This window comes from Paraglaciecola chathamensis S18K6 (assembly GCA_000314955.1).
Lineage (GTDB): Bacteria > Pseudomonadota > Gammaproteobacteria > Enterobacterales > Alteromonadaceae > Paraglaciecola > Paraglaciecola chathamensis.
In genome coordinates, this window is sequence record BAEM01000050.1 from 40,747 (window position 1) to 59,872 (window position 19,126).

The 19,126-nt window shown below is 46.0% G+C and carries 17 protein-coding genes; 14 read left to right on the forward strand and 3 right to left on the reverse strand.

Translation table 11 applies throughout. From position 1 onward, the window contains the following. Nucleotides 1-40 precede the first annotated feature (40 nt). From GCHA_RS18150 to GCHA_RS18195, 10 genes are all read left to right on the forward strand, one after another. Nucleotides 41-910 (forward strand): glucosamine kinase nucleotide-binding domain-containing protein, encoded by an 870-nt coding sequence (locus GCHA_RS18150; protein WP_007990927.1) that lies wholly within the window; start codon nucleotides 41-43, stop codon nucleotides 908-910. A gap of 36 nt (nucleotides 911-946) precedes the next feature. Continuing rightward, nucleotides 947-1,930: a glycosylasparaginase gene (locus GCHA_RS18155; protein ID WP_007990928.1), complete on the forward strand. Its 984-nt coding sequence runs from the start codon at nucleotides 947-949 to the stop codon at nucleotides 1,928-1,930. Further along, nucleotides 1,930-3,687, forward strand: a complete 1,758-nt coding sequence (locus GCHA_RS18160; RefSeq protein ID WP_007990929.1) for an endo-beta-N-acetylglucosaminidase — start codon at nucleotides 1,930-1,932, stop codon at nucleotides 3,685-3,687. Before GCHA_RS18155 ends, GCHA_RS18160 begins: the two co-directional genes overlap by 1 nt. Beyond that, nucleotides 3,687-4,424, forward strand: a complete 738-nt coding sequence (locus GCHA_RS18165) for a copper homeostasis protein CutC (protein WP_007990930.1) — start codon at nucleotides 3,687-3,689, stop codon at nucleotides 4,422-4,424. Before GCHA_RS18160 ends, GCHA_RS18165 begins: the two co-directional genes overlap by 1 nt. Before the next feature lie 109 nt (nucleotides 4,425-4,533). Next, a complete protein-coding gene (locus GCHA_RS18170) occupies nucleotides 4,534-7,104 on the forward strand; it encodes a beta-mannosidase (RefSeq protein ID WP_007990931.1) in 2,571 nt (856 codons plus the stop codon). Next, complete coding sequence (locus GCHA_RS18175; protein ID WP_007990932.1) at nucleotides 7,101-8,891, forward strand: sodium:solute symporter family protein; 1,791 nt, start codon at nucleotides 7,101-7,103, stop codon at nucleotides 8,889-8,891. The genes GCHA_RS18170 and GCHA_RS18175 overlap by 4 nt, the downstream gene beginning before the upstream one ends. Before the next feature lie 30 nt (nucleotides 8,892-8,921). After that, on the forward strand, nucleotides 8,922-11,150 hold the full coding sequence (locus tag GCHA_RS18180; RefSeq protein WP_007990934.1) for a GH92 family glycosyl hydrolase: 2,229 nt from the start codon (nucleotides 8,922-8,924) through the stop codon (nucleotides 11,148-11,150). A gap of 65 nt (nucleotides 11,151-11,215) precedes the next feature. Continuing rightward, nucleotides 11,216-12,211 (forward strand): glucosamine-6-phosphate deaminase NagB-II, encoded by a 996-nt coding sequence (nagB-II, locus tag GCHA_RS18185; protein WP_007990936.1) that lies wholly within the window; start codon nucleotides 11,216-11,218, stop codon nucleotides 12,209-12,211. A gap of 230 nt (nucleotides 12,212-12,441) precedes the next feature. Further along, on the forward strand, nucleotides 12,442-13,503 hold the full coding sequence (locus GCHA_RS18190; protein ID WP_007990938.1) for a hydrolase: 1,062 nt from the start codon (nucleotides 12,442-12,444) through the stop codon (nucleotides 13,501-13,503). A 20-nt stretch (nucleotides 13,504-13,523) separates the two neighbouring features. After that, entirely contained in the window at nucleotides 13,524-13,760 is a 237-nt protein-coding gene (locus GCHA_RS18195; protein ID WP_007990940.1) for a YheU family protein, read from the forward strand. A gap of 36 nt (nucleotides 13,761-13,796) precedes the next feature. Here GCHA_RS18195 and GCHA_RS18200 read toward each other — a convergent pair whose 3' ends face one another. From GCHA_RS18200 to nudE, 3 genes are read right to left on the reverse strand one after another with little or no spacing between them, the layout of a single operon-like run. Next, nucleotides 13,797-14,408, reverse strand: coding sequence for a YceI family protein (locus GCHA_RS18200; RefSeq protein WP_007990941.1), 612 nt, complete (start codon nucleotides 14,406-14,408; stop codon nucleotides 13,797-13,799). After that, nucleotides 14,405-15,241, reverse strand: a complete 837-nt coding sequence (cysQ, locus tag GCHA_RS18205; protein ID WP_007990943.1) for a 3'(2'),5'-bisphosphate nucleotidase CysQ — start codon at nucleotides 15,239-15,241, stop codon at nucleotides 14,405-14,407. The genes GCHA_RS18200 and cysQ overlap by 4 nt, the downstream gene beginning before the upstream one ends. Beyond that, nucleotides 15,241-15,804: an ADP compounds hydrolase NudE gene (gene nudE / locus GCHA_RS18210; protein WP_007990945.1), complete on the reverse strand. Its 564-nt coding sequence runs from the start codon at nucleotides 15,802-15,804 to the stop codon at nucleotides 15,241-15,243. Before nudE ends, cysQ begins: the two co-directional genes overlap by 1 nt. Before the next feature lie 94 nt (nucleotides 15,805-15,898). Here nudE and yrfG point away from each other — a divergent pair, with 94 nt between their 5' ends. The 4 genes from yrfG to GCHA_RS18230 all read left to right on the forward strand — a co-directional run bounded on the left by yrfG (nucleotide 15,899) and on the right by GCHA_RS18230 (nucleotide 19,120). Further along, a complete protein-coding gene (gene yrfG, locus GCHA_RS18215; protein WP_007990947.1) occupies nucleotides 15,899-16,582 on the forward strand; it encodes a GMP/IMP nucleotidase in 684 nt (227 codons plus the stop codon). Between the two features lie 208 nt (nucleotides 16,583-16,790). Further along, nucleotides 16,791-17,324, forward strand: coding sequence for an inorganic diphosphatase (gene ppa / locus GCHA_RS18220; RefSeq protein ID WP_007990948.1), 534 nt, complete (start codon nucleotides 16,791-16,793; stop codon nucleotides 17,322-17,324). A 114-nt stretch (nucleotides 17,325-17,438) separates the two neighbouring features. Continuing rightward, a complete protein-coding gene (locus GCHA_RS18225) occupies nucleotides 17,439-18,662 on the forward strand; it encodes an MFS transporter (protein ID WP_007990949.1) in 1,224 nt (407 codons plus the stop codon). Next, complete coding sequence (locus GCHA_RS18230; RefSeq protein WP_007990950.1) at nucleotides 18,659-19,120, forward strand: DUF3299 domain-containing protein; 462 nt, start codon at nucleotides 18,659-18,661, stop codon at nucleotides 19,118-19,120. The genes GCHA_RS18225 and GCHA_RS18230 overlap by 4 nt, the downstream gene beginning before the upstream one ends. The last annotated feature ends 6 nt before the right edge of the window (nucleotides 19,121-19,126 follow it).

A 19,126-nucleotide genomic window follows, 5' to 3' on the forward strand; every position in this document is an offset into this window, starting at 1 on the left:
GTTGTTCCACATAGACCACGCATAAAAGAAAATAATCACTATGGCTGAATACTATTATCTTGGGATCGATGCAGGTGGTACACAATGCAAAGCGTCTCTGTACAGCCATGATCAGCAATTACTCGGCACGGGAATAAGTGGGCCAAGCAACCCTGTAAATGGACTGGAAATTGCCCAAAATGCCATTGTTAAAGCTGCCGAATCAGCCCTAAAAACAGCGTCTTTAACTCATGTTGGTTTGAATCAACTGTGTGTTGGAGCCGGAGTTGCGGGTTTGCATCTACCTAGCCTACAACACGCCATGGAGCAGTGGCGGCATCCGTTTCATTCATTCTATTGCACAACTGATTTACATGCCGCCGTCACTGGTATGCACCAAGGCCAAGATGGCGGGGTGATAATATTAGGCACAGGTTTCAGCGCTTTAGGTAAGGTTAAAAATGAGCTGCATGCCATCGGTGGCTATGGTTTTCCCATCAATGCAGAGGGCAGTGGTGCTTGGTTAGGGCTTCAAGCAGTGAAATCAGTATTGCTAGCTCATGACGGTATTGGCCCGCACACCAGTATGCTTGCGGCCATGACAGAGCACGAAGACGTGCTTACGCTGGCGAGTCGCTTAAATCATGCAAGTTCTACTGAATTTGCGACCTTCGCACCACTGGTGTTCGCCCATGCAGAGCAAAGGGATTTGTTAGCGAAAGCGATTATTGAGCAAGCAACTGAATTTTTGCAGCGCGTTATTTTGCGCCTCAATGACTTGGGAGTCGAAGAGATTGTCTTAGTGGGTAGCGTAGCTCAGCGCTTGCAAAGCCGCCTGAAGAAATCAATACGCGAATGCATAGTACCAGGCAAAGCTTCAGCAGAATATGGTGCCATGTTACTGGCAAAGCAGCACAAGCCAAACGGATAAACAGTCTACATATAAGCGGCTCAAAGAGGATAGATTATGACAGCCACGCGCAGAGGGTTCTTAAAATTATCATTGCTAAGCAGTATCGCGAGTGCTTTTGCCGCGAGCAGTAAAACTGCTTTCGCTAGAGCAGAAAAAATCAATAAACCCGTAGTGATATCAACCTGGGAACATGGACTCGCCGCAAATAAAGCGGCATGGGATGTACTCAAAAAAAATGGGCGCGCATTGGATGCTGTTGAGCAAGGAGTGCGTGTGCCGGAAGCCGATCCCCTGGTTAGAACGGTTGGTTTGGGTGGATACCCAGACAGTGAGGGTAATGTAACGCTTGACGCCTGCATCATGGACGAAAACATGAACTGTGGCTCGGTGGCTTACCTGCAAGACATTCTGCATCCCATCTCGGTTGCGCGCAAAGTAATGGAAGATACGCCCCACGTAATGTTAGTGGGCGCTGGTGCTAAAAAATTCGCTTTAGAGCAAGGTTTTGCTCAGCAAAATTTACTTACCGAACAGTCTAAGCAAGATTGGTTGGCGTGGCGTCATTCGGGCCAGCAGAAGAAGCAAATCAACATTGAAAATCACGACACCATTGGCATGTTAGCGCTGGATACTTCAGGTAACTTGAGCGGGGCCTGCACCACAAGTGGCGCAGCCTTTAAATTACCAGGGCGGGTGGGGGACTCACCCATCATTGGCGCAGGTTTATACGTGGATAACGAAGTCGGTGCTGCCACTGCCACTGGCATGGGAGAGCTGATGATGAAAACCGTGGGCTGTCATCTTGTGGTTGAGCTGATGCGTCAAGGCGCTTCACCCCAAGAAGCCTGTCAAAAAGCGGTGGAGCGAATTGCCACCCGTTTGGATAATTTTGCTGAGTTTCAAGTAGGCTTCTTGGCCCTGAATAAAGCAGGTGAGTACGGAGCGTACTGTATTCAACCTGGGTTTAACTACGCGGTTAAGGATTCTCGTGGTGAGCAGCTTATTGATGGTAAAAACCTATTAGGGGAAGGCGCATGATGCTCAAAACTCTGTGTAGCATATTGCTGTGCAGCACCTTTTTTTGCCACGCACAAAGTAACGATATTCGTGCAAATCAAGGGCCATTTGCATTAACTCTTGAGCAAGCCTTGAACTGGACTGCACGAAGCGAATTTAGCTCCACACAGAATATCTCCACAGAACCTTTAGCCAGGCGTCATGCTGCTCAGTTAGACTCCAGCAGAGCAAACTTAGATACGCGAGTTAAGGTGCTCTACGCACCTGACGGCATGAATAACTTCGCGAATTACCTGGATACTCAAGCCACATTTAATCTGTATAACTTTACTCACTGGTCGCAAATCGATGTACTCAATTGGTTTGCTGGTACGGCTGATCATGTGGTGCAAATACCTGCTCGGCCTTGGGTTGACACCGCCCATCGAAACGGCGTGAAGGTTATCGGCTCGATTTTCTTAGCCATCGCTAAATACGGCGGTAGTGCTGATACCGCAGAAGCTTTGCTCAAACAGGATGCCCAGGGGCGATTTATTATGGCCCATAGACTTGTCGACATCGCGCAATATTATGGTTTTGACGGTTGGCTAATGAATCAAGAAACTAACTTAACTGCCATTAAAGATGCAGAAAATGAATTAGTTGAAGGGCAGAAAGACGCTCGTCGCGGGGCAAAACTGGGCCAGAAAATGTTGGCGTTTATGCAGTATTTAACGGCTATTGCCCCCCAAGGAATGGAGATCCATTGGTATGACTCCATGCTGGAAAATGGTGAGGTGCGTTGGCAAAACCAGTTGAATGAGAAAAACCAAGCGTTTTTACATCAGGGTGTATCCAGTGCTGATGCCATGTTTATGAATTACTGGTGGAACAAACCCATGGTCGAGCGCTCTGTCTCGCTTGCCCAAGAACTGGGGCGTTCTGGCTACGACTTGTATTTTGGTGCTGATTTATGGCCAAGTCGTAATGCACAGCGCGCTTTTAGTAAGACTCAGTGGTTAGAGGATTTATTTGATAGCGATACCAAGCAAGGGCTTACCTCTATTGCGCTATTCGCACCGAACTTCAATTTTAATTTCAGTGGCGAACCCCACACGCCTGTTTTTAGCAAATTTAAAGACGATCCCCAAGACTCGCTACGTTTTTACCAAACAGAGCAACGCTTGTTTGTGGGGGACGATTTAAACCTTGCCAATAATGACCTTGACGGTTGGCCGGGCATAGGGCGTTACGTACCGGCAAAAACCACTGTGAATGCATTACCGTTCGAAACGCATTTTAATACCGGCCAAGGTAAAAAGCTGATCGAGAACGGCCAGCAGGTGTTAAGTGGCTGGACTGACATGAGCAAACAAGATCTGCTGCCTACTTGGCAATTTGCGGTGTATGGCAACCAGTCAATGACAGTAGCCTATGATTTCGAAGAGGTGTTTTCTGGTGGCAGCTCTTTGGTATTCACAGGCTCACTTAGCACGCAAAAAACACGCATTCCTTTGTACCAAACTCACTTTGTGCTAGGCAAAAAAAATACAGCGACGTTAACGCTCAAAGGCGACGTCAGCGCTCTTTCATTGTATGTGGAAACTGCTGACGCTAAGCGACACATGTTCGCATTAAACGCAATTACCCCTAATGACACTCAGCAAGGTTGGCACACCTATGAAGTATCACTAAGTACGCTCGCTAAGGAACCTATTGGCCAACTCGGTATGTTGTTTAGGGAAGGTACGGCCGAGGAAAATGTGAATGTGTATTTAGGGCAATTGGCGATCCGTTAATGATTGATATCGAAATTTGCTTACCTTGTGATGTCCTTACCAACGTCGCTCTGCAAATTCGCGCCGCTCGTGAAGGAAAAGCGGCGCGGGTAGAGCTTTGCAGCCATATGGAACACCAGGGACTCACGCCCAGTGTGAATGCCATGCAGCAAGCTAAGGCAACCGCCCAAGAGGAGATAACCTTACTGGCAATGATCCGCCCACGAGGTGAGAATTTTTGTTATGACGAGGGTGAAGTACTGCAAATGCAGCATGATATTACCCTTGCTGCACAAGCTGGAATGCAAGGGGTGGTGCTCGGCGCGCTCACACCAGATAACAAGCTGGATATAGGTGCGTTAACTCGATTAATCGCAGTGGCTAATAACGCTAATTTGCAGGTGACATTTCATCGTGCATTTGATGCCTTGGCTGAACCAGCTCAAGCCATTGAAACCCTCATTGAGCTAGGCGTGCAGCGCATTCTCACCTCAGGTTGTGACTGGGGAAGTCACGACACTGCGCAGCAGCATTGCGCGCAATTAGCACGTTACATCGCTCTAGCTAAGGGGCAAATTGAAATAGTGATTGGCGGCGGTATTACTCCTGCAAGCGCCAAATTAATAGCGCAGGCTATAAGTCAGCAGATGGAGCAAAATTATCATTATTCTTTTCACGCTTATTCGTCTGTTCTTCTCAACGGGGTGGTACATGAAAATCCCGTTAGACAGTTATATCAAGGCGTTAATGACACTTAACTCGACTCTTACCAAGCAGTGTTTTACACAGCAATAATTTCATCGTGGGGATGACTCATTGGGCGGCCCCGCACTCGACTCGACAGCCCACTTTACAATATTGGTTTTTATGATTAACGAAGAATATATGACACAAATGAAGACATTACCTCTAAATGGAACATGGCAGTTCTGCCAAGCTGATACGCAAGACTGGCGAAATGCAGAGGTTCCAGGGTGTAACTTTACTGACCTTCTAGCACATAATTTAATAGACGATCCGTTTGACCGAGACAACGAATCCCATTTGCAGTGGATTGAGAAAAAGGACTGGCATTATCGCCGTTCATTTATTGTATCAGCAGCGCAATTGGACCACAGTGAAGTCAATCTAGTTGCACTAGGGCTTGATACGTTTTGTGATATTTATCTCAATGGGCAGCACTTCGCCAGCGGGCAGAATATGTTTGTCGGTCAACATCTTGCTTGTAAGTCTTTGCTGGTAGAAGGTGAAAATGAAGTAGAAATTCGTTTTCGCTCACCCATGAACGAAGTGTATCCGCAATTTATAGCTAACGGTTTTACCTACCCAGCGGAAAACGACAAAAGTGACGAGAAGTTGAGTGTCTTTTGTCGCAAAGCACCTTGTCATTTTGGTTGGGATTGGGGCCCAAAATTCGTGACGTCTGGTATTTGGCGCGATATTTATTTAGCGTTTATCGACAGCGCTGAAATTAAAGACGTACATTTTGTACAGCAGACTTTGTCAGCACAGCGAGCTGACTTCCATTTCGCGCTAGATGTTAGCGCGATGACAGATTTTGACGCCCAGTTAGTGGTTAAATGCGAACAGGCTCCGCAGTTGAATCAAATCTTAGATGTGCATTTATCGGCCCAAGCGAGCGAGCAAAGCATGTTGATAAACTTTACGCTTAACGATCCTAAGCGCTGGTGGCCTAATGGGTTGGGGGAAGCATTTTTATATGACTTTAGCTTTGAGTTAGTTAAGGATAAACAAGTTATCGCCCGTCGCGAGCAAGCTGTGGGGTTGCGAGAAATAGAAGTGGTTAATCAGGCCGATGACATGGGAGAGTCATTCTATTTCAAAGTAAACGGCCACCCAGTTTTTATGAAAGGGGCTAATTATATTCCCGATGATAGCTTTATTCACCGTGTTGACGAACAACGTCACCAGCAGGTATTTGATGCCGTAGTCACTGCTAATATGAATATGCTACGGGTGTGGGGTGGGGGTATTTATCAAGACGATGCCTTTTACGAATTGGCAGATCGCAACGGCATTTTGATCTGGCAAGACTTTATGTTTGCGTGCACCTTGTACCCAGCAGATGAAGCCTTCTTGGCAAATGTGAAACAAGAAGCGGAATATAACGTTAAGCGTTTGCGTAACCACCCGTGTATCGCTATGTGGTGTGGCAATAACGAAGTCGATATGGCCATCGAAAAATGGCAGTGGTCTGAAAAGTTTGACTACTCTGATGAGCTGTACGGGCGACTGAAACAGGATTACATCCGTTTGTTCGATGACTGCTTACCCAAGGTTATCAACTCCCTTGATGCGCAGCGCTTTTATTTGCGTTCGTCACCCATCGGTTTTTGGGAAAACGACGAAGATAACAAAGCCAATCACCATTACTGGGGTGTATGGCACGGTGAAGAGCCGTTCAGTGAATACAAAAAACGCGTACCACGCTTTATGAGTGAATACGGTTTTCAGTCGTTCCCTATTGCTGAATCAACTCACCGTTTTACCCAGCCAGAAGATCGCGAACTTGAATCAGCCGTGATGCAGGTTCATCAAAAGCATCCACGTGGCAATAAGCTTATCCGTAGCTATATGGATGAAGAGTTCAATGCCCCGAAAGACTTCGATCAGTTATTGTATTTAAGCCAAGTTCAACAAGCTCTTGGATTAAAAATGGCGTTTGAAGCCCATCGCGCGGCGATGCCATTTTGTATGGGAACCTTATATTGGCAATTGAATGACACGTGGCCAGCAGCTTCTTGGTCTGGTATCGATTACTATGGGCGCTGGAAAGCCCTGCATTATCAAGCTAAACGCAGCTTTGCCTCTCAGTTGCTGGTGATTGAGCCCGAACAAGATGAACTTATTGTAACCTTGGTTTCAGATGCTCTGCACACATTTGCGGCCAAATTAGAAATTCAGCTATATGATTTTAGTGGCGAAATTCACTGGTATCACGAGCAATTCGTGACAGTGTTGGCCAACAGTACAGAAAATGTATTTTCGTTGAATGTAGAACAGTTCGTGCCTCGCCATGGGCTAGCTTCTAGTGTGGTTGTTGCTAGGCTGGTTCAGGAAGACAGCACACCGCTATGTGAAAACAGCCACTTCTTTGTACCCAATAAATCATTGGCGCTTCAATCTGCCAGCATAAGCTGCAAACATGAAATTGGTGACCAATCATTGTCCTTAATGTTTACTACAGATACCTTTGTGCGCCAAATGTACGTGAGCATGGCGGAGCAAATCGGTAACTTTAGCGACAACTTTTTTGATTTGCTGCCGCAACAAGTGAAAACCATCACCATTGCGTTGCCAAACATGAGCCAGCAGCAAATAGCCGATTTAGTCGATAAGGTTCGCTGGCAGTCACTGTTTGATAGCTTTAGTGAAGATGCCTTAGCCGGCACGCCTACGATTGGAATGAAATCATGATTTTAAGTTGGATTGATATCGCTGTCATCATTGCGTATTTGGTGTCGGTGCTACTGATTGGTTTGTATATTTCCAAACGTGCTAGTCAAAATATGGACTCGTATTTTTTAGGCGGCAAAACCATTCCTTGGTGGGCTCTAGGGGTGTCAAATGCCTCGGGAATGTTCGATATTGCCGGCACTATGTGGTTGGTATCCATGTGTTTTGTTTACGGTTTGAAAAGCGCATGGTTACCTTGGATTTGGCCCATATTTAACCAAATATTTTTGATGATTTATCTGTCGGTGTGGTTACGTCGCTCAAATGTAATGACAGGTGCCCAGTGGATGGAAACCCGGTTTGGTACTGGCAAAGGCGCAGAAATGAGTCAAATAGTGGTAGTGATATTTGCTCTGGTGAGTGCTATTGGTTTTATTGCTTACGCGTTTAAAGGAATAGGCAAGTTTGCCGCTATCTTTTTTCCTTGGGAGCTATCCCCCGATATCTACGCGCTTATTATCTTTTCGATTACTACCATTTATGTGGTCAAAGGGGGTATGTACAGCGTGGTGTTCACTGAGATCTTGCAGTTTGTAATCATGACGATTGCAGCGATTTCAGTTGGAGTGATTGCCATGTATATGGTTTCACCCGAGCAATTGGCTGCCGCCACGCCTCAGGGGTGGGATCAACTCTTTTTCGACTGGCGGTTAGATCTTAATTGGCAAGGTTTGATAGACAGCGTCAACGTTAAAGTGCAAGACGATGGTCTCGAGCTATTTGGCTTGATGATCATGATGATGCTGTTTAAGGGGGTATTATCGAGTATGGCTGGCCCTGTACCGAATTATGACATGCAGCGTATTCTAGCCACCAAAAGCCCCAAAGATGCGGCAAAAATGAGTGGTTTGGTGTCTTTGGTGATGTTTTTCCCTCGCTACATGATGGTGGCAGGGTTATCTATTCTCGCCATTGTGTACATGGGGCCAGATATTCAAGCCCAAGGTACGCAGTTTGATTTTGAGCAGATTCTACCGTTCGCTATTAATAATTTCGTACCGGTTGGCTTAACAGGCTTGCTTATAGCTGGCTTGCTTGCGGCATTTATGTCGACCTATGCGGCATCGGTGAATGCCGCTCCCGCTTACTTTGTAAATGATATCTATCGCCGGTATTTACGCCCGGATGCTGACAGCCGCACCTATGTGCGCATGAGTTATATCGTGTCTATTGTGCTGGTCGTTCTCGGTATGGGGCTTGGCCTGATGCTTGGTAGCATTAATGCCATTATGCAATGGATTTTTGCCGCGTTATTTGGCGGTTATGCGGCGGCTAATTTACTGAAATGGCATTGGTGGCGATTTAATGCCTACGGCTACTTTTGGGGCATGTTAGCAGGTTTGATTGGCGCGCTGGTGTTACCGATTGCACTTCCCGAAGTGCAACCTCTAATGGCCTTTCCGTTGCTACTGATATTCGGCCTTGTCGGTTCCATCGCAGGCACTTTGCTAACCCCGCCTGAATCTGATGACGTGTTATGTGAGTTTTACCGAACGGTGAAACCTTGGGGGGCATGGGGGCCAATTTGTGACAAGGTCATCGCCTTGGATCCCGACTTTGCCCCAAACAGAGCGTTTTACCGTGACATGTTCAATGTTGCCATCGGTATAGTGTGGCAAATAGGCCTAGTGGTGATGCCGATTTATTTAGTGATTCAGCAGTGGTGGTCGATGTTGACAGCCTTTGGCGTCATTGTTGTGACCAGCTGGATCTTGAAAAAGAACTGGCTAGACAAGCTCCCAGATTAAGTAATGAGTGATAAAAAAGTGATACCAATAATGAAAAAACAATTTTTAGCAGGTGCATTTTCTTTATGTGCCGTGAGCGGGCTTGCTGGTTGTGCCACAAACTCGGAACCTAACATACAAAATGCGACGGCGGTACAGGTCGTTGATGAGTCGTTATTACAATACGCAGACCCTTTTATTGGCACAGGTGGGCACGGGCATACATTTCCCGGCGCAGTGGTGCCTTTTGGTATGGTGCAACTAAGCCCTGATAATCCTTCTAAAGGCTGGGACTGGACATCCGGTTATAACTACAGTGACAACCAGTTACTTGGTTTTAGCCATACGCATTTATCTGGTACTGGTGTCGGTGACTTGCTTGATGTGCTAGTGATGCCGTTTCGTGGTGATTACAAAAATCGTCGTGATAATGAGCTAAAACATGTGGTTAGTGAGTATTCACACGACGATGAGCAGGCGTCTCCTGGCTATTATCAAGTAGGGTTGCCACAAGAAAAGGTAAATGCTGAGCTAACCGCTACCGAGCGTACTGGTGTGCATCGTTACACCTTTTCAGGCCAAGAAGACGCTAAAGTATTGATCGATTTAGGCTATGCCCAGAACTACGATAAATCTGTGGCTACCTTTATGCGTGTAATCGACGATAGCACCTTAGTGGGCTATCGCATTTCAACCGGCTGGAGTGACTACCAGCCTGTGTATTTTGTTGCCCAGTTCAACCAACCTTTTGCACATCAGTTTTACAAAGAAGGCGAAGCTCAAGCTGGCCCGTTCATCAATGCGGAAAAAAGCGAAGTGGTGCTTAACTTCGGTGACATTGCTGATCAGGCTTTAGTGGCAAAAGTAGGTATTTCTTACGTGAGCATTGCTGGGGCAAAGCAAAACTTAGCGGCAGAAGTGGCTGATTTTGATTTCGACAATACCAAGCATCAAGCACAAGCACTGTGGGCGGCTCAATTAGGCAAGTTTAAAGTCACTGATGATAACGAGCAGGCTAAGCGTAAGTTCTATACGGCTTTGTACCATTCATTTTTGGCACCGCAGACGTTTAATGACGTAAGTGGCAGTTATTTTGGTGCAGATGGTAGCGCTCACAATAGTCAGCAATTCGAACGTTATTCTTTGTTTTCACTGTGGGACACCTTTCGCGCATTACATCCACTGTTGACCATTTCTAATGGCGAGCGCGTCAATGATATGGTCAGCTCCATGATGGCGTTCTACCACGAAACAGGTCTGTTACCTTCTTGGGATTTAATGGCCAATGAAACCGACGTAATGATCGGTTATCACGCAGTGTCCGTCATAGTAGATGCCTATTTTAAAGGCTTAACCGATGTAGCTCCTGAGGCCTTATTCGAGGCTCTTAAAGCGTCAGCTATGCAGGAGCGTTTTGGTATCGATTTATTCGCTAAGTACGGCTACGTACCTTCTGATTTAGAGGTCGAAGCAGTATCGAAAACCCTCGAGTATGCGTTTGACGATTGGGCGATTGCGCGCATGGCAAAAGCACTGGGTAAAGAACAAGACTATGCGTATTTCACTCAACGTGCCGAGTCTTATAAAACCTTGTTTGATAAACAAACCGGCTTTATGCGTGGCAAAACCCAAGATGGTGAGTGGGTGAAAAACTTTAGCCCTACTCATGTCGACCACCGAACCACAGATTACACCGAAGCTAATGCGTGGCAGTACACTTGGTTTGTACCTCATGATGTTGAAGGTTTGATCAGCTTATTTGGTGGCGAAGCGCCATTTTTAAATAAGTTAGATACGTTATTCAGTACCGATTCGTTTATGGAGGGAGATGTATCACCGGATATTTCTGGGCTTATTGGTCAATATGCCCACGGGAATGAGCCAGTGCACCATGTGCCTTACATGTATTCTTTAACCTCGCAGAAGTGGAAAGGCGAGCAACGCATTAAAGAGATCCGTGACACCATGTACCGCGATAATCCAGATGGTCTTTCAGGTAACGACGATGTGGGGCAAATGTCGGCTTGGTATGTGTTCAGTGCGCTTGGTTTTTACCCTCTAAATCCAGCTGACGGGCAGTATGTATTAGGCACGCCTCAGTTCGACACAGTTCAGATCCAGCTACCAAATAACAAGACCTTTACGGTAAAACAGGTGATATTAGGGGAAGAGCCAAGTGACTATGTGAAAGAGGTTACGCTTAACGGTGCACCGGTGCAGATGAATACCATCTCTCACAGCGACGTGATGCAAGGTGGAGAGCTTATTTTTACCTTTTAATTGAAGTGAAATTGAATGAGGTGACGTTAATCGTCACCTTTTTTTACGTTTTTCCGGAGATATTGATGACCAGCATTATGGCTACAGAAGCCGCTTCTACCGCTGACCTTTTAGCGCAGCAGCTTAGATTAAACCAAAACACTTGCGAGCGAATTGCTCAGAGAATACAGCAACTTAACCCAAGTGTGGTGTACATAGTGGCAAGAGGCTCGTCAGACCATGCGGGGGTATTCGCAAAGTACTTGATTGAAGTGGAGTTAGGCATTCCTGTGGTGGCTGCCGCGCCCTCGGTGGTAACTGTGTTTCATAAACAATTAAAGCTAAATAATGCACTGGTTATCGGGATTTCACAATCAGGGCGCAGCCCAGATATTTTGCAGCACATGCAGATGGCGAAAGAGGCTGGGGCGCTGTGTATCGGTTTGGTTAATGATGAAACCTCGCCGTTAGCTAATTTAGTTGATGAACTTATCCCGCTGCGCGTGGAACAAGAACTGGCCGTCGCCGCAACGAAAAGCTACCTAGCGTGTTTAAGCGCTCTTTTGCAATTGGTGGCTTTCAGTAAAAAAGATCGAGCTCTCATTGCTGCGATACAGGGTATTCCAGATGCGCTTAAACGCGCTGTAAATGGGCCCAAGCAATTAAATGCAGACATGTTCAAAGGATGTGATAAGTGCATTGTGCTGGGGCGTGGCTTTGGCTATGCGATTGCCAAAGAGGTCGCATTAAAGCTCAAAGAGGTTTGCGCAATTCAAGCTGAAGCATTTTCTAGTGCGGAGTTTGTGCACGGTCCTGTGGCGCTAGCGCAAAAACCTCTAAAAGTGCTCAGTTTAGGGCTGTTTGATGAATCGCAGGCCACCCATCAGCAACAAGTTGATGACGTGACCGAGCGCGGGGCTCATGTGTTAAACATGAAGGTCTTTCCTGATAATGTGCACCCACGACTCGGTGCGTTAATGGTTATGCAGCGTTTTTATCTTGATATCGCCGACATTTCCGTGCAATTGGGTTGCAACCCAGACACACCGCAAGGCTTAAACAAAGTTACTATGACTGTTTAAGAGAAAGTCGTTTTCACGCTTGTTTACGCCAACGTGCAAAGAGGCCGTTCTGTACCAGTAAATTGGTTTTATGAATGCCCAATTTGGGTGATTTTCGAATCTAAGCGCCTGTGCTCGGCGCTTGTTGTCTGCACATGGATGACTGCGTTTCATGGTTAATTACAACGGGGTAGAGAGTTGGTATACTCAGTGGCACAATTTATTGCAAATCGGAATGCATACTCACCTCAATGCCTCAGCCTTCATCACGTCATCTTCCTTTAGATACGGTTAACTCAACCAGTGAAAACACCCTATTTGGCCAGATTGTACAAAGTACTTTCACCCCTCCTCGGTGGGCGAAGAACCGACACATTCAAACGATTTGGCCGCGCTTTTTTCAGCGTCGCTTGCGGGTGCATTGGCATAAAGAGCGCTTGATTTTGCCCGATGGGGATTTTGTCAATTTAGCTTGGGCGGGAGACAGAGACAGTATTGCAACGAGCAAAGGGCTGGTGGTCATTTTCCATGGTTTGGAAGGGTCGAACAAGTCCCACTACGCCAATGACATGGCTGCCAATCTAGTTCAACAAGGCTATGTGACGGTATTGATGCATTTTCGCGGTTGCGGCGGTGAGCACAATACGTTACCCAGAGCGTATCACTCGGGTGAAACAGAAGACGCGTGGTTTTTGTTGAACTGGTTAACTGAGCTGTATCCTAATGTCGCAAAAGTCGCGATGGGCTTTTCCCTCGGGGCGAATATGCTGTTAAAACTGTTAGGGGAGCGTCCTGAGCAGAGCATTTTGCGCGCAGGTATCGCGATTTCTCCGCCTTTTAAATTGGCTGAGTGTTCGTTGAGTATCAATCAAGGTGTGTCACGTATGTACCAGTCTTATCTACTGAAAAGTATGGTGAATAACCTAGTAGATAAAATGCGCACCGTTGATTATTCCGATCATCTCGAAATAGATGATGCCAAAGCGCGCTCTCTTAAAAGCTTCAAAGAGTTTGACCAGCATGTAACAGCGCCTCTGCATGGTTTTGACAGCGCTGATGATTACTACACTCAATGCAGCGCGATAAATTTTATGAAAACCATCGCCACCCCGACCCTTATCATTCACGCCAAAGACGACCCTTTTATGAGTGAGTCTGTTTTGCCCAGTGAACAGGATCTTTCCCCTCATGTGCGCCTTGAATTAAGTGACAAAGGAGGGCATGTAGGGTTTATGCAAGGCACGCCTTGGCGTCCGGTTATTTGGATGCAAAAGCGTGTAAATCAATATTTTCAGGAGATTTTGCGCGAATAAGTGCAAAGCCATATCGTTTTATGATTATACCGATTAATGAACTGAGCCCAGATGCCTTGAGCAATCTGATTGAAGGGTTTGTGCTACGCGAAGGCACCGAGTACGGTGAGGCGGATTGCAGCTTGGCAGATAAGGTAGAGCAAGTGCGAGCCCAATTAGCATCGGGCGAGGCCTTGCTGGTGTATTCCGAGTTACATGAAACTGTAAATATTATCCCCAAAGATCAGCTTGGGCTGATCGATGAGGAAACAGAATAAAGCGTGTTTACTGACTCAATTAACGGCAGCGATTAACTACATCAATTCGATGAAGGTTAAGTTAAACGTTACGGGTACATTCGGGCTGATGCTGGACAAACCCGCTACGTTTTGCAGCCAGTCTATACCGCCTTGTAGGCCGTAATCCCCAGCTTTAATAAGCACAGGTTGAACACTGGTGGCAATGAAACGATTGTGATCAGTTTTGCTCACTTGTACTTTCACTTCAATGTCGTTTTCTTGCCCTAGCACGCTTAGTTTGGCAGGGATCGCGAAGGTACCTGCTTGGCCTTTGGTAAAGGCTACAATTTCTTTTGGCAATGTGGCTGTAAGCGTGGCTTTCGGGAAGTTCTCTACCATAAACAGCTTTTCGCGCATGCGAGAGTTGCGAATATCAATCCCTGTTTCTACCGATGACAAATCGATATCAACCGACAATTCACCGGCGCTGGTGAGTGAGCCATTGAGGTGTGAAAAATGATGAAGCTCACTGACATTTACATTTTTAGTAGAAATAAAATTTAACTGAGAGTCTTTATTAAGCAGTTGCCAATCGGCGGAAGCGCTTGCACATACGAGTAAGCTAGATAGCGCGGCTAGGTTAATTGCGGCCAGTTTTAGCAACTTGGCATTCTTGCGGAAGGTCATTCGGTATCTCCTGTGGTGTATTTCACTATGGTTTGCCAATTTACTCGTTGATCACCCATAACGATAAAATCTGGGTTGGTAACGGAATTTCGTTCATTGTAACTAAGGGGCGAAAAGTCATGGGCCAGAATATTGCCCCCTGCTTCACTGACGATACACTGGGAAGCGCCAGTGTCCCATTCGCCAGTCACGCCTAAACGTAAGAAAACATCCGCTTTACCTTCAGCGATAAAGCATGATTTTAACGAGCAACTGCCCGTCGGGTAAGTTTGATAAGTGCGATGGTCGCTCATGCTGCGCATAACGTTTTCCCGCGCTTGGCGGCGGCTAATGGCAATCATAACCGGGTCTTGTTCAGGATCATCAAACTTGCGCACATGAATGCGTTTATTTTCGGTGCGGCTTTCTTTAAATGCGCCGTGCCCTTTTGAGGCAAAATACAAGGTTTCACCGGGGGGCCAGTAAATCACGCCAATAACAGGTTGGTTATCTTCAACCAAAGCAATATTTACCGCAAAGTCGCCACTGCGGGCGATAAACTCTTGAGTACCATCAATAGGGTCAATTAACCAATAACGATGCCAGTCTTTACGCTCGTCTAGAGCACCGTTGTCTGACTCTTCCGACATAATAGGAATGTGCGGAGTCTTTCGTTTTAGAATGGCCAAAATCACTTCATTCGCTTTGTAGTCGGCTGACGTCACGGGCGAATCATCGTCTTTTTGATAGCTTTTATAGTCACCACTGTCATAGATTTCCATGACGACTTTTCCAGCCGCTTGGGCTGCACTTTTAGCTATGTCGAGTAATGAAGAGATAGAGTCGGTGGGCATTATTGTTCCTTTAACCACTTTTGCGCGAGAAATAGTGCGGTAATACAGCGAGCTTCAACGAAATCGTCGCGAGCCAATAACGCATCGAGATCGTTTATCGACCACTTAATGACGTCTAAAGGCTCTGGTTCATCGCCGGGTAGCGTTTGTTCATATAAATTTTCAGCGATAAAAATATCCATGCGAGCATTAAAAAATGCCGGTGCCATGCTGACGTTTTGTAAGTAGTGCAGTGTAGTTGCGCCAAAACCGACTTCTTCTTTGAGCTCGCGATCCGCGGCTTGGGCGGGCTCTTCGCCTGGGTCGATCAGGCCTTTAGGGAAACCTAACTGGTAAGAGTGCGTGCCTGCGGCGTATTCACGTACGAGTAGAAATTCGTGGTCATTGATGAAAGGGACAATCATCACCGCGCCGCGTCCTCCGCCTGCCATACGCTCAAAAGTGCGTAGTTCTCCATTGGAAAACTCGAGATCAATTTGCTCAACGGTGAACAATCCGCTTTTTGCCACGGTGCGTCGTTGGTGAATTTGTGGAAGTGTTTTGTTGGGGTCTATTTTGCTCATCTACCTATCACGTTATCATAGCCTCACTAATTGCATCAATGACGCGTAAACTACTGTTACGTCGAATATAACGCTTAACTTAAGGACTTGCCACTTGCCTGACTTACCTTGGAACAAAATTAAAACAGTTTTACTCGATATGGATGGGACTTTGCTTGATTTGCATTTCGACAGCCATTTCTGGTTAGAGCATTTACCGAAAACGTACGCCGGTAGCAAAGGCATCAGCGAAGAGCAGGGTAAAGAGTACATGATGGCTGAGTATCGCCAGGTGTTTGGCACAATAGATTGGTATTGTTTAGATTACTGGGCAGACAAACTGCAGCTAGATATTATGCAAGCGAAGCGTGAAGTTGAGCATTTAATTAGCATGCGTGATGACACCATTCCCTTGCTTGACGCCCTCAGAGAGTCTGGGCGTGAAGTGGTATTGGTCACGAATGCTCACCCCGATAGTCTGTCGTTGAAAATTGAACACACTGCGCTTGATAGCCATATCGATACACTCATTTCGACTCATGAATTTGGGGTCACCAAAGAGTCTCAATTATTGTGGCAAAAGCTTCAACAGCGTTTAGGTTTCGATTCTGAGCATACCTTGTTTGTTGATGATAGCCTGCCTATTTTGCAGGCAGCGAAAGATTTTGGTATCGCCCATTTACTGGCTGTGAGTAATCCTGACAGTCAATTACCGATAAAAGATGTTACACAATTTTTAGCCACCAGTGATTACAGAACCATGTTGGACGCTATAAAAAATACTCCTTTTGCGGGGTAATGCCATTTCACTTAGGAATGGAGATGGGTATAAGGACTGACTAAGCGAAAATGCCAAAGCGCAGCGATTAAGTGAATTTATCCTGCTTTTGGCAGTTTTTTTGTGAATAACGGGCAAATCCCATGCTTTATTGCCTCTGTGGCGTTTCATATTGTTGTTGATCGCCCTATAATTCGAGCCAATTTTCATCAATCTATAGGTCAAGTCTATGAGTCTTAACGATGTTCCAGCTGGTAAAAACTTACCAGACGAAATTAATGTAGTGATTGAAATCCCTGCGTATTCTGATCCGATCAAATATGAAGTGGATAAAGACACAGGTGCAATTTTTGTCGACCGCTTCATGGCGACCTGCATGCACTACCCCACTAACTATGGCTATATTAATCAAACATTGTCAGAAGATGGTGATCCAGCAGACGTACTAGTGATGTCACCTTTCCCACTTCTTGCTGGTTGTGTGATTAAGTGTCGTCCTGTTGGCGTGCTTAAAATGACAGATGAATCAGGTACTGATGCTAAAATTTTAGCGGTACCGGTTGATAAGTTGTCTACCATTTATCGTGGTATCAAAGACATCGACCAAGTGGACGAGCTTACCCTTAACCAAATTGAGCACTTCTTCTCACATTACAAAGATTTAGAGCCTGGAAAATGGGTGAAAATCGACGGTTGGGAAAACGCTGAAGCAGCAAAAGAAGAAATCGTTAGCAGCGTAGAGCGTTACAAAACAGAAGGTTAATCAAACTATTCAGTTGAATAGGTTTTGAAACCCTAGAAGCCGGCGACTTGTCGGCTTTTTTATTTTCTGTCTCCTGTGAGACACTGACCATCACCGTTTTATAAATTGAAACCCATGACATTTTTACGTTCATTTCGCTCCAACCCACAGATACTTTTATTGGCTATGGCCTTTGTGATGCCGCTGGTTTTTTCAGTGTGGAATGCATTACTGAATAATTTTGTGGTTGAGAAAGCGCAGTTCAATGGTGCTCAAATTGGCATGCTGCAAAGCCTGCGGGAAGTCCCCGGCTTTCTGGCCTTTACTGCGGTCTTCTTGTTGCTGGTGCTCAAAGAGCAAACGCTTGCATTGGTGTCGTTGGCGGTTATGTGTGTTGGCGTTGCTTTAACGGGCTGGTTGCCGTTCGAGCTAGGGTTGTATTGCACAACCGTGTTGATGTCTATTGGTTTTCATTATTTTGAGACCATCAACCAATCATTGACCTTGCAGTGGCTCGATAAAGACAAAAGCGCTCACTTTATGGGGCAGCAGTTAGCGGTGAAGAGTTTTGCCTCGTTGCTGGCATACGGCGCTATTTGGCTGCTAATGGAATGGGCGGGGATCTCGTATGTGGCTATGTATATGCTGGCTGGTGGAGTAGGTCTGCTGATCGTGATTTGGTTATGGTTTGGATTCGATAAGTTTACCCAAACCTCTGTGCAGCATAAGCACATGTTTTTACGCAAACGCTATTGGCTGTATTATGGCTTGGTGTTTTTCAGTGGTGCGCGGCGGCAAATCTTTATGGTATTTGCCTCGTTTATGATGGTAGAGAAATTCGGTTATTCTGTGGGTGATATCAGTCTGCTGTATATGCTCAACTATGTGTTTAACCTATTCTTTGCCCCTAAAATAGGCCGCTGGATCCATAAAATTGGTGAGCAACGGGCCTTGTGTATCGAATACCTTGGTTTACTTTGTGTGTTTGTGGGTTATGCATGGGTAGACAATAGTCAGTTAGCTGCTGGACTGTATGTAATAGATCACCTGTTTTTTGCCATGGCCATTGCGGTTAAGACATATTTTCAAAAGATTGCCGATCACAGAGATATCGCCTCGACCGCTGGAGTGAGTTTTACGATTAATCATATCGCGGCTGTAGTCATTCCGGCATTGTTAGGCGTGGTGTGGTTAACTTCACCGTCTGCCGTATTTTACATCGGTGCAGGTTTTGCGGTTTGCTCATTGATTTTAGCGTTAAATATTCCCGACCAACCGAACGATGGAAATGAAGTTAGAATGAACATGCTGCGGTGGGCGAATGTGCCCAGTGTTGCATCCCCTAAGGAGAATTCATGAAGTATTTAGTGTTATTGCTGACGATAAGTTCGTTTGCTGTTTTTAGCCAAGAGCCTGAAGAGTTATTTTGGGAAGACATGATCCCAAAAAATTACATTGCCCCCCAAGAGGAAGTGAATCATGACGGTTCAATGGTACAGCAAAGTTTAAATGCCCCTGTGGTGAATGAACTGGATGGCAAAGTAGTTAAAATACCAGGCTTTGTAGTGCCCCTTGAAGGCAGCAGTGATACCACCAAAGAGTTCTTGTTAGTACCGTATTTTGGCGCGTGTATTCATGTGCCCCCGCCGCCGCCGAACCAAATTGTGTATGTGAAGTTTCCTGATGGTGTGCCAATCGACAACATATACGATGCTGTGTGGGTGACCGGTACATTAGCTACCCAAGTGTGGGAAGGAGACCTAGCGACAGTAGGCTACACCATGCAAGGCATTGAAGTGACGCCATATGATGGCTAAGGTTTT